Annotated in this window: 11 protein-coding genes; 5 read left to right on the forward strand and 6 right to left on the reverse strand. The window is 70.6% G+C overall.

From position 1 onward, the window contains the following. Positions 1-44: 44 nt before the first annotated feature. Complete coding sequence (locus ACZ4VW_RS05830; protein ID WP_467958803.1) at positions 45-1,394, reverse strand: class II 3-deoxy-7-phosphoheptulonate synthase; 1,350 nt, start codon at positions 1,392-1,394, stop codon at positions 45-47. Between the two features lie 171 nt (positions 1,395-1,565). Between ACZ4VW_RS05830 and ACZ4VW_RS05835 the strand changes: the two genes are divergently transcribed. From ACZ4VW_RS05835 to ACZ4VW_RS05845, 3 genes are all read left to right on the forward strand, one after another. After that, complete coding sequence (locus ACZ4VW_RS05835; protein ID WP_467959577.1) at positions 1,566-4,367, forward strand: N-acetylmuramoyl-L-alanine amidase; 2,802 nt, start codon at positions 1,566-1,568, stop codon at positions 4,365-4,367. Positions 4,368-4,466: 99 nt separating this feature from the next. Beyond that, positions 4,467-4,565, forward strand: coding sequence for a trp operon leader peptide (locus ACZ4VW_RS05840; protein ID WP_467958805.1), 99 nt, complete (start codon positions 4,467-4,469; stop codon positions 4,563-4,565). A gap of 82 nt (positions 4,566-4,647) precedes the next feature. After that, positions 4,648-6,516: an anthranilate synthase family protein gene (locus ACZ4VW_RS05845; RefSeq protein WP_467958806.1), complete on the forward strand. Its 1,869-nt coding sequence runs from the start codon at positions 4,648-4,650 to the stop codon at positions 6,514-6,516. Positions 6,517-6,577: 61 nt separating this feature from the next. Here ACZ4VW_RS05845 and ACZ4VW_RS05850 read toward each other — a convergent pair whose 3' ends face one another. The 5 genes from ACZ4VW_RS05850 to ACZ4VW_RS05870 all read right to left on the reverse strand — a co-directional run bounded on the left by ACZ4VW_RS05850 (position 6,578) and on the right by ACZ4VW_RS05870 (position 11,416). Beyond that, entirely contained in the window at positions 6,578-7,576 is a 999-nt protein-coding gene (locus ACZ4VW_RS05850; RefSeq protein WP_467958808.1) for a 2-hydroxyacid dehydrogenase, read from the reverse strand. A 77-nt stretch (positions 7,577-7,653) separates the two neighbouring features. Beyond that, positions 7,654-8,640 carry an ATP-dependent 6-phosphofructokinase gene (locus tag ACZ4VW_RS05855; RefSeq protein ID WP_467958809.1) on the reverse strand — a complete coding sequence of 329 codons (987 nt, stop codon included), beginning with the start codon at positions 8,638-8,640 and terminating at the stop codon, positions 7,654-7,656. A 114-nt stretch (positions 8,641-8,754) separates the two neighbouring features. Further along, the gene (locus ACZ4VW_RS05860) at positions 8,755-9,441 is read right to left on the reverse strand and encodes a response regulator (protein ID WP_467958811.1); all 687 of its coding nucleotides are present in this window, start codon (positions 9,439-9,441) and stop codon (positions 8,755-8,757) included. Continuing rightward, the gene (macS, locus tag ACZ4VW_RS05865) at positions 9,438-10,649 is read right to left on the reverse strand and encodes a MacS family sensor histidine kinase (protein ID WP_467958813.1); all 1,212 of its coding nucleotides are present in this window, start codon (positions 10,647-10,649) and stop codon (positions 9,438-9,440) included. The genes ACZ4VW_RS05860 and macS overlap by 4 nt, the downstream gene beginning before the upstream one ends. A 35-nt stretch (positions 10,650-10,684) precedes the next feature. After that, positions 10,685-11,416 carry a lysophospholipid acyltransferase family protein gene (locus ACZ4VW_RS05870; protein WP_467958815.1) on the reverse strand — a complete coding sequence of 244 codons (732 nt, stop codon included), beginning with the start codon at positions 11,414-11,416 and terminating at the stop codon, positions 10,685-10,687. 199 nt (positions 11,417-11,615) lie between these two features. On the opposite strand from ACZ4VW_RS05870, the gene ACZ4VW_RS05875 reads away from it, so the two are divergent. Both ACZ4VW_RS05875 and ACZ4VW_RS05880 read left to right on the forward strand, forming a co-directional pair. After that, positions 11,616-12,398 carry an alpha/beta hydrolase gene (locus ACZ4VW_RS05875; RefSeq protein WP_467958817.1) on the forward strand — a complete coding sequence of 261 codons (783 nt, stop codon included), beginning with the start codon at positions 11,616-11,618 and terminating at the stop codon, positions 12,396-12,398. Beyond that, entirely contained in the window at positions 12,391-13,047 is a 657-nt protein-coding gene (locus tag ACZ4VW_RS05880; RefSeq protein WP_467958819.1) for a hypothetical protein, read from the forward strand. Before ACZ4VW_RS05875 ends, ACZ4VW_RS05880 begins: the two co-directional genes overlap by 8 nt. The last annotated feature ends 23 nt before the right edge of the window (positions 13,048-13,070 follow it).

Below are 13,070 nucleotides of genomic sequence, written 5' to 3' on the forward strand. Positions count from 1 at the left end.
TCCGCGCCCCACAGCCGTACGAAGCTACGTACTGATCGCGTCCGCTAGTCGCGGTAGAGCTCCGCCACCAGGAACGCCAGGTCCAGCGACTGGCTGCGGTTGAGCCGCGGATCGCAGGCCGTCTCGTAGCGCTGGTGCAGGTCGTCGACGAAGATCTCGTCGCCGCCGCCCACGCACTCGGTGACGTCGTCACCGGTGAGCTCGACGTGGATGCCGCCCGGGTGCGTGCCGAGGCTCTTGTGGACCTCGAAGAAGCCCTTGACCTCGTCGAGCACGTCGTCGAAGCGCCGGGTCTTGTGACCGGAGGCCGCCTCGAAGGTGTTGCCGTGCATCGGGTCCGTCACCCAGGCCACGGTCGCGCCGGAGGCGGTGACCTTCTCGACCAGCTCCGGGAGCTTGTCCCGGACCTTGTCGGCGCCCATGCGGACGATGAAGGTCAGCCGGCCCGGCTCGCGGTCCGGGTCCAGGCGGTCGATGTACGTCAGCGCCTCGTCGACCGAGGTCGTCGGGCCCAGCTTGATGCCGATCGGGTTGGCGATCCGCGACGCGAACTCGATGTGCGCGTGGTCGAGCTGGCGGGTGCGCTCACCGATCCAGACCATGTGGCCGGAGGTGTCGTACAGCTTGCCGGTGCGCGAGTCCGTACGGGTCAGGGCGCCCTCGTAGTCGAGGAGCAGCGCCTCGTGGGAGGCGTAGAACTCGACGGCGCGGAACTCGGCCGGGTCGGTGCCACAGGCCTTCATGAAGTTCAGCGCGTTGTCGATCTCGCGCGCCAGCTGCTCGTAGCGCTGCCCGGAGGGGGACGACTTCACGAAGTCCTGGTTCCAGGCGTGCACCTGGCGCAGGTCGGCGTAGCCGCCGGTGGTGAAGGCGCGCACCAGGTTGAGCGTGGAGGCGGACGCGTTGTACATCCGCTTCAGGCGCTCGGGGTCCGGGATACGGGCCTTCTCGTTGAAGTCGAAGCCGTTGACCGAGTCGCCGCGGTACGTCGGCAGGGTCACGCCGTCGCGGGTCTCGGTCCCCTTGGAGCGGGGCTTGGAGTACTGCCCCGCGATGCGGCCGACCTTGACGACGGGCACGGAGGCCGCGTACGTCAGGACGGCGCTCATCTGGAGCAGCGTCTTGAGCTTGGCACGGATGTGGTCGGCGGACACGGCGTCGAAGGCCTCGGCGCAGTCGCCGCCCTGGAGCAGGAACGCCTCGCCCCGGGCGACGGCTCCCATGCGGGCGCGCAGCTGATCGCACTCGCCCGCGAAGACGAGCGGCGGATACGACTCGAGGTCCGCGATCACATCGCGCAGAGCCTCGGCATCGGGGTACTCGGGCTGCTGCGCCGCGGGAAGGTCTCGCCAGGTGTTGCCACCGGTAGCGGTGGTCTTAGCGTTCACGGTCACAACCACCACATTACGGGGTCCGGCGAACTGTCCAGCGCGACGACCAGGTGCTGAGACGGGTGCCCGAAATGTCTGCGGGTGAGATTCACGCGCCGCAGCGGTGTTACCCTCACGCGCGTTTCAAACATCTGAATCCTCAACCATCTGAGGCTCAACATCACAGGGGTGGGTGTGACCCAAGGGCACCGCAGGGATCGTAAGAAGAAACGGCTGCTGTACGGTGCGGCGGCGGCCGTCGTGGCCACCGCGACGATCGGCACCATCGCCGTGGCCTCGCCCGGCCTCCTGGGCGCCTCGGACGGCAAGGGCGCCGCGGACGTGTCGCTGCAGTCGCAGTTCGCGGAGGCGGCGGACGAGTTCGACGTGCCGCAGAGCGTGCTGATGGCGGTCTCGTACCGTCAGACACGGTGGGAGTCGCACGACGGCGAGCCGAGCGTGACCGGCGCGTACAACGTCATGGGGCTGACGGACGTCGACGCGGAGGACGTGAAGACGCACGTCGACGAGGAGCAGCTCTCCCATTTCAACGGGAGCGGCAAGCCGGAGATCGAGAAGGACTTCGACGCCGCCAAGGTGCGGAGCATCCTCGAGAAGGAGACCGTCGACACCGACGACCCGCGGCTGCACACCCTGGACAAGGCCGCCGAGCTGGTCGACAGCTCCGCCGAGTCCCTGAAGAACGACACCGCGGAGAGCATCCGCGCCGGTGCCGCCCTGCTCGCCGAGTACCAGAAGCAGGCGACCGGCGACCTGCCGGACGACCCGGGCCAGTGGTACCCGGCCGTCGCGCGCTACAGCCAGTCGCCCGACAAGAAGGGCGCCGACCTCTTCGCGAAGCGCGTCTTCGAGTCGATCAAGACCGGTGAGCGGGAGCTCACCCAGGACGGCGAGCAGGTCGTCCTGCCCGCCGACCCGTCGGTCGAGCCGGTCAAGCCCGCGAACGTGCCGCTGGCGGCCAGCTTCGCGAGCACGACGAACACCCCGGTGGCCGAGTGCCCCTCCGGCCTGAACTGCAACTTCGTCCCGTCCAGGACGTCGAGCGACGGCAAGCGCAACTACACCCTCGGCGACCGGCCAAACCAGGGCGTCGACATCCGCCAGATCGTCATCCACGACACCGAGGGCGGCTACGACGGCTCTCTGGCCGCGCTCACCAACCCCGCGGTCCCGGGAAGCGCCCACTATCTGATCCGCGCCTCGGACGGTCTGGTCACCCAGATGGTCGAGAACAAGCACCTGGCGTGGCACGCGGGCAACTGGACCCAGAACATGCACTCCATCGGCGTGGAGCACGAGGGCTACGCCATCAAGGAGGGCAGCTGGTACACCGAGCCGCAGTACGAGTCCTCCGCGGCCCTGGTGAAGTTCCTGGCGGCCAAGTACGGCGTCCCGCTGGACCGTGACCACATCATCGGCCACGACGAGGTGCCGCTGCAGACGGACGCCGGTGTCTCCAAGCTCCACTGGGACGCGGGCCCGTACTGGGACTGGAACCGCTACATGGCCATGCTGGGCGCTCCACAGGGCGACAAGGGCGCCGGCGGCCTGCTCCGGGCCGGCCAGGTGGTCCGCGTGGTGCCGCCGTTCACCACGGCGAACCAGCCGACGCTGACCTACTACGACAGCGCCACCAAGACCAACAAGACCGCCGCGGCCCGGCCGGCGAACTTCGGTTACCTCTACACCTCGCCGTCGACCACGGCGCCGACGCTGACCGACCCGTACTTCTCCGCCCTCTGGTCCCAGGGCTCGAACTACGCGAACAAGGTGCGCGCCGGCGGTACGTACGTCGTCGCCGAGGCCCAGTACGACTGGACCGCCATCTGGTACGCGGGCAAGAAGGCGTGGTTCTTCAACCCTGGCGGCCAGTACACCGCGGTGGTCGGCAACTCCCCCACGACCGTGAAGCTCAAGACGGGGCTGACCTCGGCCAGGATCTACGGGCGCTCCTTCCCGGAGACCGCCGCCTACACCGCGGCCGGACTGACCCCGCCCTCCGACGACGGCGCCCACCTGACGAAGTTCTCCCTCGTGCCGGGCCAGGCCTATGTGAAGGCCGGCCAGGCGGTGAAGGGCGACGACTGGTTCGGCAGCGCCCAGAAGAACGTCATCGGCACCGACCTCTACGTCCCGATCCGCTTCCACCACCGCATGGCCTGGGTGAAGCAGTCCGACATCGTCGAGGCGCCCGGCGCGGCCCCGGTCTCCGCCACCAACCGCTACAACGTCATCGCCCGTGACAGCTCCGGCGCCCTCTGGCAGTACCAGGGCACCGGCAACGCCAACTGGCAGTTCCTGCGCCGCTACAAGATGGCCACCGGGTGGCAGGTCTACAACCTCGTCGCCCCGACGACCGCGCTGCGTGCCGACGGCACCGGGGACGTGGTGGGCCGCGACTCCTCCGGGGTTCTCTGGTACCACCAGGGCAGCGGCAACCCGAACGCGGCGTTCAAGGGACGGCTCAAGGTCGGATCCGGCTGGGGCGGTTACGACAAGATCGTCGGTGTCCGCGACATGAACGGTGACGGCAAGGCCGACCTCCTCGCCCGCGAGAAGTCCGGCGCGCTGTACTTCTCCTGGGGCACCGGCAACCCGTCCGCGGCGTTCAGCGCCCCCGTCCGCGTCGGCAGCGGCTGGCACGTCTACACCATGATCGTCGGAGCCGGCGATCTGACCGGTGACGGCAAGGCCGACCTCCTGGGCCGCGACAGCTCCGGCGTCCTGTGGATGCACAAGGGCACCGGCATCGCCTCCGGGCCGTACGCCGCCCGCGTCAAGGTCGGCACCGGCTGGAACATGCACAACGTCATCCTGGGTCCGAGCGACCTGAACAGTGACGGCAAGGTCGACCTGATGGCCCGGGACACCACGGGCGTCGCGTATCTGTACCTGGGCACGGGCGACCCCACGTCCCCGATCGGCACGCGCGTCAAGATGGGCCCCGGCTGGCAGATATACAACATGATCTTCTGATCCATCGGATCGGATCGATCGTGAGAAGGGGCCCGGCTCGCACCGTCCACGGTGCGGACCGGGCCCCGTTTCCGTGTCCGGCTGGGCTAGAGTGCAGCCATGTTCGCGCAGACGATCCAGAACTGGTGGTGGACCGCTCATCCGGCGGCCCGTCCCGAAGCTCTTCGAGCTGGGGGACACCCCAGTTCGCGCGACTAGTCGAACGCGAAGGCCGCCCCGAGGGGCGGCCTCCTTCGTTTCACGGGCCGTTCCTCTCCCTCACCCGGAAGGAACACGCACCATGGACCTCTCCCGACTCCTGGACCCCTCCTGCCCGCCCTTCGCCCTGCTCCGCAGGCGCACGCCGGGCCGCGATCACGACACCGTCGAGGTGCTGATCGGGGCGGTCCACGAGGCCGAACACCTCGCCGATCTGCCCGTCGGCCCGCTGCCGACGCTCGCCCTCGTGCCGTTCCGGCAGATCCGCGAGCGCGGTTTCGACGTCCGCGACGACGGCACCCCGCTCTCCGTGCTCGTCGCCGAGGAGGCGTACGAACTGCCGCTCGCGGACGCGCTCGCGCAGCTTCCGACGCACGCCGTCCGGGTCGAGGACGGTGGCTTCGACGTGCCGGACGAGGCGTACGCCGAGACCGTGCGGCGGGTCATCGACGAGGAGATCGGCTCCGGCGAGGGCGCCAACTTCGTCATCCGCCGCACCTACACCGGCCGGATCCCGGGCTTCGGACGCGCCGACGCCCTCGCTCTGTTCCGCCGTCTCCTCGCGGGCGAGCGGGGCGCGTACTGGACCTTCGTCGTCCACACCGGGAACCGCACGCTGGTCGGGGCGAGCCCCGAGGTGCATGTGCGGATGTCCGCGGGGACGGTCGTGATGAACCCGATCAGCGGCACGTACCGTTACCCCTCCGGCGCGGCGCCGACCCCCGAGGACCTGCTGACCTTCCTCGCCGACCGCAAGGAGACCGAGGAGCTCTCCATGGTGGTCGACGAGGAGCTGAAGATGATGTGCACGGTCGGCGACATGGGCGGGGTGGTGATCGGTCCGCGGCTCAAGGAGATGGCGCATCTCGCCCACACCGAGTACGAGTTGCGCGGCCGTTCGTCCCTCGACGTACGGGAGGTGCTGCGCGAGACGATGTTCGCGGCCACGGTCACCGGCTCCCCCGTGCAGAACGCCTGCCGGGTCATCGAACGCCATGAGACGGGCGGCCGCGGGTACTACGCGGGCGCGCTGGCCCTGCTCGGCGCGGACGAGGGCGGGGTCCAGACACTGGACTCCCCGATCCTGATCCGGACGGCCGACATCTCCGCCGACGGCGGGCTGCGCGTTCCGGTGGGCGCGACCCTGGTGCGTCACTCCGACCCCGCGGGCGAGGTCGCCGAGACCCATGCCAAGGCGGCGGGGGTGCTGACGGCCCTGGGCGTACGGGAGGGGCGGCCGCGCGAGGCGTCCCCGCGGGCGGCCCGGCTCGCGGACGACCCGCGGGTACGGGCGGCGCTGGACGCACGCCGGGCGGACCTGGCGCCGTTCTGGCTGAAGATGCAGGTACGGTCGGCCGAGCTGACCGGCCACGCGCTGGTGATCGACGCGGAGGACACCTTCACCGCGATGCTCGCGCACCTGCTGCGCTCCTCCGGCCTGGAGGTGTCGGTCGTCCGCTACGACGAGCCGGGTCTGCGGGAACGCGCGCTCGGCCACGACGGCCCGGTGGTGCTCGGCCCCGGGCCGGGTGATCCGGGGGACGCGGCCGATCCCAAGATGCGCTTCCTGCGCGGCCTCACGGCGGAGCTCGTACGGGATCACCGGCACGGTCTTCTCGGCGTCTGCCTCGGCCATGAGCTCATCGCGGCCGAGCTGGGCCTGGAGATCGTCCGCAAGCGCACGCCCTTCCAGGGGGCGCAGGTGCGGATCGACCTCTTCGGGCAGCGGCGGACGGTCGGCTTCTACAACAGCTTCACGGCCCGCTGCGACGAGCGGACCGCCACCGAACTGGCGCTGCACCGGATCGAGGTGAGCCGCGACGAGGAGACGGACGAGGTCCACGCCCTGCGCGGGCCGGGTTTCGCGGGGGTCCAGTTCCACCCGGAGTCGGTCCTGACGATGGACGGCGCGGCCCTGACGGCGGCCCTGCTCGCGGGGGTGCTGGTCTAGGGCGTGTGGCGAAAGGAGCGCCGTCCGCCCGCAGGGCCAGGCGGGACTTTCCGGACATGGCCTAGGGGACGGCCGGCACCAGGACGTTCTCGCTGCGCCGCCCGGCGGTGTAGTCGAGAACGTTCCGGACGGTGGTGTCGATGATCTGGCCGACCGCGTCGACCGTGTAGTACGCCTGGTGGGAGGTGACCACCACGTTGGGGAAGGTCACCAGGCGGGCCAGGGTGTCGTCCTCGACGACCTCCAGGGACTTGTCGAGGAAGAAGAGCCCGGCCTCCGCCTCGTACACGTCGAGGCCGACACCGGTGAAACGGCCGGAGCGGAGCTCGACGACCAGCGCCTCGGTGTCGACGAGGCCGCCGCGGCTGGTGTTCACCAGGATCGCGTCGTCCTTCATCGCCCTGAGGGCGGCGGCGTCGATGAGGTGCCGGGTGGTGGGCAGCAGCGGTACGTGCAGGGTGACCAGGTCGGACTCGGCGAGAAGCTGCTCCTTCTCGACGTACTTCATGCCGAGTCCGACGCAGACGGGGTTCTCGGCGATGTCCCAGCCGAGAAGGTTCATGCCGAAGCCGTGGGCGATCCGGGTGAAGGCCTCGCCGATCTTGCCGGTGCCCAGGACGCCGACGGTGCGGCCGCGCAGGTCGCGTCCCATCAGCCCGTCGAGCCGGAAGTCGAAGTCCCGGGTCCGGTTGGAGGCGCGGACGATCCGCCGGTTGACCGCCGTCGCCAGGGTCCAGGCGAACTCGGCGACGGAGTACGGGGAGTAGGACGAGACCCTGGCGACGGTGAGGCCGAGCCGTGCGGCGACATCGAGGTCGATGTTGTTGAAGCCGGTGGAACGCTGGGCGATCAGCTTCGTGCCGCCGGCGGCGAGGCTTCCCAGGACCTCTCCGCCGAGGTCGGCGTTGACGCTCGTGGAGACGATCTCGTAGCCGGCCGCGATGGGGGCGGTGTCCTCGGTGAGGAACACGTCCAGGCAGCGGACGTCGTGGTGTCCTGCGAAGGCCTTCTCGATCAGCGGCTTCTCGTCGGCCTGCACACCGAATGCCAGGATCTCCACGACGTTCCTCTCGAAAAGGCTCGGAAGAGCGATGCGCCCCGATACGCGCGAATATACGACTCACGCCGTCGGCGTGCTCAGCCGAAGAAGACGCCCGCCTCCGCGTACAGCGCCGGATCGACCGTCTTGAGCCGGGCCGTGGCCTCGGAGATCGGGACACGGACGATGTCGGTGCCGCGCAGGGCGACCATCTTGCCGTGGTCGCCGTCGCGGACGGCGTCGATGGCGTGCAGCCCGAAGCGGGTGGCGAGCCAGCGGTCGAAGGCGCTGGGGGTGCCGCCGCGCTGCACATGGCCGAGGACGGTGGTCCTGGCCTCCTTGCCGGTCCGCCGCTCGATCTCCTGGGCGAGCCACTCCCCCACGCCGCTCACCGCGGCGCCGTCCCGGGGCCTCGCCCCCTCGGCGACCACCACTATCGGGGCGTACGTGGACCGGAAGCGGGAGGTGACCCAGGCGCAGACCTGGTCGAGGTCGAAGCGCTGCTCGGGGACGAGGATGACGTTGGCACCGCCCGCGAGGCCCGAGTGCAGGGCGACCCAGCCGGTGTGGCGGCCCATCACCTCCACCACCAGGACCCGCCGGTGCGACTCGGCCGTCGTGTGGAGCCGGTCGATGGCCTCGGTCGCGATCCCGACGGCGGTGTCGAAGCCGAAGGTCCAGTCGGTGGCGGAGAGGTCGTTGTCGATGGTCTTGGGTACGCCGACACAGGGCACGCCGTACTCCTCGACGAGCCTGGCCGCCGTCCGCAGCGTGTCCGCGCCGCCGATGACGATCAGCGCGTCGAGTTCGTACTTGGCGAGGCTCTCCCTGATCCGGCGGACCCCGTCGGGCGCCGCGAACGGGTCGGTGCGGGAGGAGCCGAGGATGGTGCCGCCGCGCGGCAGGATGCCGCGGACGGCGGGGATGTCGAGGGTCATCGCGTCACCGTCCAGCGGGCCGCGCCAGCCGTCGCGGAAGCCGGTGAACTCGTAGCCGTACTCCTGGACGCCCTTGCGGACGAGGGCGCGGATGACCGCGTTGAGACCGGGGCAGTCACCGCCCCCGGTCAGTACGCCGACGCGCATGGAGCTCTCCTTCGCCGTGGCCGGGATGCGTGACCCACGCTAGTGGGGGCGTGGGCCACTCCGACACGTCAAGGAGAGTGAATCGCCGGGTGTTGCACGGTACGTGAGGAGCCGTCAGGCGTCGTCGAGGCCGCGCTCGATGGCGTACCGGACGAGCTCCACGCGGTTGTGCAGCTGGAGCTTGCCGAGGGTGTTCTGGACGTGGTTCTGCACCGTGCGGTGGGAGATGACCAGGCGCTCGGCGATCTGCTTGTAGCTCAGGCCCTTGGCGACCAGCCGCAGGACCTCGGTCTCGCGCTCGGTCAGCTGCGGGGCCTTGGGCTCGTCGGCGCCGGCCGCCGGGGCGGGCTCGGAGGCGAGCCGGCGGTACTCGCCGAGGACCAGGCCGGCGAGGCCGGGCGTGAAGACGGCGTCGCCGACGGCCGTGCGGCGCACCGCGTCGATCAGCTCGGCCGTGCTGGCGGACTTCAGCAGATAGCCGGTGGCGCCGGACTTGACCGCCTCCAGGACGTCGGCGTGCTCGCCGCTCGCGGAGAGCACCAGGACCCGCAGCCGGGGGTTGGCGCCGACCAGCTCCTTGCAGACCTGGACGCCCGGCTTGGCGGGCAGGTTGAGGTCCAGGACGAGGACGTCCGGGCCGGCGGCCCCGGCACGGCGCACGGCCTGTTCGCCGTCGCCCGCCGTGGCCACCACGTCGAAGCCCGCCTCGGCGAGGTCGCGGGCGACCGCGTCCCGCCACATCGGATGGTCGTCGACGACCATCACCTTGATCTGCTGGTCGGTCCGCTGCTGCTCGCTCATCTCGTTCCTGCCTTCCCCCGTGCGTCCCGCGGGACTTTCAGTTCGACTTCCGTGCCCTGGCCCGGGACCGAGATCAGCTCGGCCGTGCCCCCCAGATCCCGCAGTCTCCCCCGGATGGACAGGGCGACGCCCATCCGGCCCTCGCCCTCCGCCTGGGCGAGCCGCCCCTCCGGGATGCCCGGGCCGTCGTCCCGTACCGTCACGACGACCTCGTCCGGCCAGTCCTCGACGAGGATCCACGCCTGGGCGTCCCCGCCCGCGTGCACCCGGACGTTGTCCAGGGCCGCGCCGACGGCGGCCGCCAGCTCGCGGGCGGCGGCGGGTGCCAGCAGGACCGGGGCGCCCGGGTCCGCGAGCGTGACCTTCGCCCCGGCGCGCGGGGCGAGCAGGGCCCGCAGGTCGACCGGGCAGTCGTCGTCCGGCTCCTCGACGAAGCGGACCACGGCCCCTTCCGACTCGTCCTCGGAGACCAGCGAGGGCCGGGTCATCCCGCCGGCGACCAGGGTGCGGAGGGCGACCTCCTGTTCCCCGGCCATCCGGCCCAGTTCGGCGGCCTCGCCGCCGAGCGCCGTGCCGCGCCGCTGCACCATCGCCAGGACCTGCAGCACGCTGTCGTGGATGTCCCGGGCGAGGCGCTCCCGTTCGCGGGTCGCGGCCTCGATCTCCAGGGCCCGGGCGAGGGTCCGCTCGGAGGCACGGGCGACCTCGACGACGTATCCGATGGCGATGGAGGCCACCCACACCAGCAGGACGTTGTGCAGGGTGTCCCGGGTGGGATGGCCGCGCTCGATGATGTTGGCCACCGCGACCAGCGAGGAGGCGAAGCCGGCCCAGCGCCAGCCGCCCTTGATCGCGTACGCGAGGACTGCTCCGGCGGTCCATATGGTCGGCAGCGTGGGCCCGTCGAACGACTGGGCCTGCTCGTCCGCGAGCGGGGTGAGCAGGATGCCGGTCAGCGCGATCGTCAGGTCGGCGATCAGGAAGCGCTTGGTGCAGCTCGCCGCGTTCGCCACCTTGGGCAGCGTGGCGAGGGTCCAGACGCAGATGAAGGCGAGGAAGACGATGGCCACCCAGGGCCGCTCGTAGCGCTCCCGGCCGGAGACGAAGATCAGGACGGCGTAGATCATCGTTCCGACGCGGTACGCGGTGAGCGCGCGCCACAGCGGCTGCTCGACCGACATCCGCACGACACGCTCGCGCTTGGCCATCTCCCCCACCCCTGGGCGCCTCCTCCGCGAGAGGGTCAGGCGCCGGATTCTTCCCGTGCCGCGATCTCGGCCTTGACGGCCTCCTTGGCGGCCTTCTCGGCCTCCGCGATCTGACGCTTGGCGGCCGTCGCGTAGATGTCGACGTACTCCTGGCCGGACAGCTTCATGATCTCGTACATGACCTCGTCGGTCACCGAGCGCAGGATGAAGCGGTCCCCCTCCATGCCCTGGTAGCGGGTGAAGTCCAGCGGCTTGCCGATCCGGATCCCCGGTCGCATCAGCTTGGGGACGACCTTGCCGGGCGGCTGGATCTTCTCGGTGTCGATCATGGCGACGGGGATGACGGGCGCGCCGGTGGCCAGGGCCACGCGCGCGAGGCCGCCGGGCTTGCCCCGGTAGAGACGGCCGTCGGGCGAACGCGTGCCCTCGGGGTAGATCCCGAAGAGCCCGCCCTTCTCGATGACGTCGATACCGGCCTTGATCGCCGCCTCGCCGGCACCACGGGCACCGGAGCGGTCCACCGGCAGCTGGCCGACGCCCTTGAAGAAGGCGGCGGTGAGCTTGCCCTTCACGCCGGGCGACGTGAAGTACTCGGCCTTGGCGATGAAGGTGACCTTGCGGTCGAGGACGGCGGGCAGGAAGAACGAGTCCGAGAAGGACAGGTGGTTGCTCGCGAGGATCGCCGGCCCCTCGGCGGGAATGTTCTCGAGGCCCTCCACCCAGGGCCTGAAGGCGAGCTTCAGTGACCCTCCGATGGAGAACTTCATTGCGCCGTAGATCAACTCGAATGCCTTCCGTGTGCCGTCGGACAGACCTTATCCCGCCTTTTCGCGCCCGCCGTCGCGGGTGTGGCCGTGTGTGAGGCACCTTCGTGCGAACGGCCCTGGTCGGTGTCGGTCCGGTCGCGTACGGTGAAGGTCCTTCCCCTTGTCGTCGCTTCGTCGAACCCACGAACAGGAGACCCCGGTGCCGGTCCTTCCTGGAGCTGAGCCGTACCGCCACGAGGGCGGAAAGGTCGGCGTCCTTCTCTGTCACGGATTCACCGGTTCCCCGCAGTCGCTGCGCCCCTGGGCCGAGTATCTGGCCGAGCGCGGACTGACGGTGTCGCTGCCACTGCTGCCCGGGCACGGCACGCGCTGGGAGGACATGCAGCTCACGAGCTGGCAGGACTGGTACGCGGAGGTGGACCGGGCTCTGCGGGACCTGCTGGCCACCTGTGAGGACGTCTTCGTCTTCGGTCTGTCGATGGGCGGGGCGCTGTCGCTCCGGCTCGCGGCCCAGCACGGGGACGCGGTGAAGGGCCTCGTCCTGGTGAACCCGGGCAACAAGGTGCACGGCGTCGCCGCCCACGCGCTGCCGGTGGTCCGCCATTTCGTGCGCACGACGAACGGCATCGCCAGCGACATCGCCAAGGAGGGCGTGGCGGAGATCGGCTACGACAAGGTGCCGCTGCACGCGGCGCACTCGCTGCGGCAGTTCTTCCGGGTCGTGGACGCGCAGCTGCCCCAGGTCACGCAGCCGGTGGTCCTGCTGCACAGCCCGCAGGACCACGTCGTCCCGCCGGCCGACTCGGCACGGATCCTGAGCCGGATCTCCTCCACGGACGTGCGGGAGATCCTGCTGGAACAGAGCTACCACGTGGCGACGTTGGACCACGACGCGGAGCGGATCTTCGAGGAGAGCTGGGCGTTCATCGGCCGGCTCGCTCCGGAAGGCGTCGGGGAGAAGGGGAGTACGAGCGGTGGCTGAGCAGCACGACGGGGAGCGCGAGCCGCAGCCCATCGACGAGGAGGCCGCGTGGGCGGCGATCGTCGCGGGGTACGGCGAGGAGCCGGTGGATCCTCCGGGGGCGAGACCCTTCCGGTCGGTGGAGGACCTGGCGCTGCCGGAGCCCGTCGGCGACGACGCGGGGGACGACGACGGTGACGACGACGAGGGTGACGAAGAGGAGGAGGACGAGGACGAAGGGGACGCCGAGGGCGAGGCTCCCCGGAAGCCCGTCCTCGGCGGCTCGGTCGTCTTCGCGCCCGGGGTGAGCGTGGGCGGTGGCCCGCGTGACTACGAGCTGGCGGACCCGGACGCGGAGACGGAGACGACGGAGGCGGGCGCGAAGAAGCCCGGCAAGAAGGCCGAGGACGGCGACGAGGGCCATTTCGTCCCGCCGGAGCCGCCTCCGCTGCCGGAGGCCGACGCGACCACGAAGTTCGCGTGGCTGGGCGTCGTGGGCGGCCCGGTGCTGATGCTCCTCGCGGTGCTGCTCCAGTGGGACATGACCTGGTGGATGACGACGCTGTGCGTGGGCGGCTTCCTCGGCGGCTTCGCGACGCTCGTGGGCCGGATGAAGCACGACGACGACGATGACGGTTTCGACGACCCGGGCCGCGGCGCGGTGGTCTAGGGCGTGTGGCGCAAGGAGCGCCG

This window comes from Streptomyces sp. NPDC029139 (genome assembly GCF_055564335.1).

Bases quoted from the DNA above. Each gene is read 5' to 3' on its own strand.
- macS (WP_467958813.1), bottom strand. From the start codon at position 10,649: ATGGCCAAGCGCGAGCGTGTCGTGCGGATGTCGGTCGAGCAGCCGCTG.
- ACZ4VW_RS05860 (WP_467958811.1), bottom strand. From the start codon at position 9,441: ATGAGCGAGCAGCAGCGGACCGACCAGCAGATCAAGGTGATGGTCGTC.
- ACZ4VW_RS05870 (WP_467958815.1), bottom strand. From the start codon at position 11,416: ATGAAGTTCTCCATCGGAGGGTCACTGAAGCTCGCCTTCAGGCCCTGG.
- ACZ4VW_RS05855 (WP_467958809.1), bottom strand. From the start codon at position 8,640: ATGCGCGTCGGCGTACTGACCGGGGGCGGTGACTGCCCCGGTCTCAAC.
- ACZ4VW_RS05845 (WP_467958806.1), top strand. From the start codon at position 4,648: ATGGACCTCTCCCGACTCCTGGACCCCTCCTGCCCGCCCTTCGCCCTG.
- ACZ4VW_RS05840 (WP_467958805.1), top strand. From the start codon at position 4,467: ATGTTCGCGCAGACGATCCAGAACTGGTGGTGGACCGCTCATCCGGCG.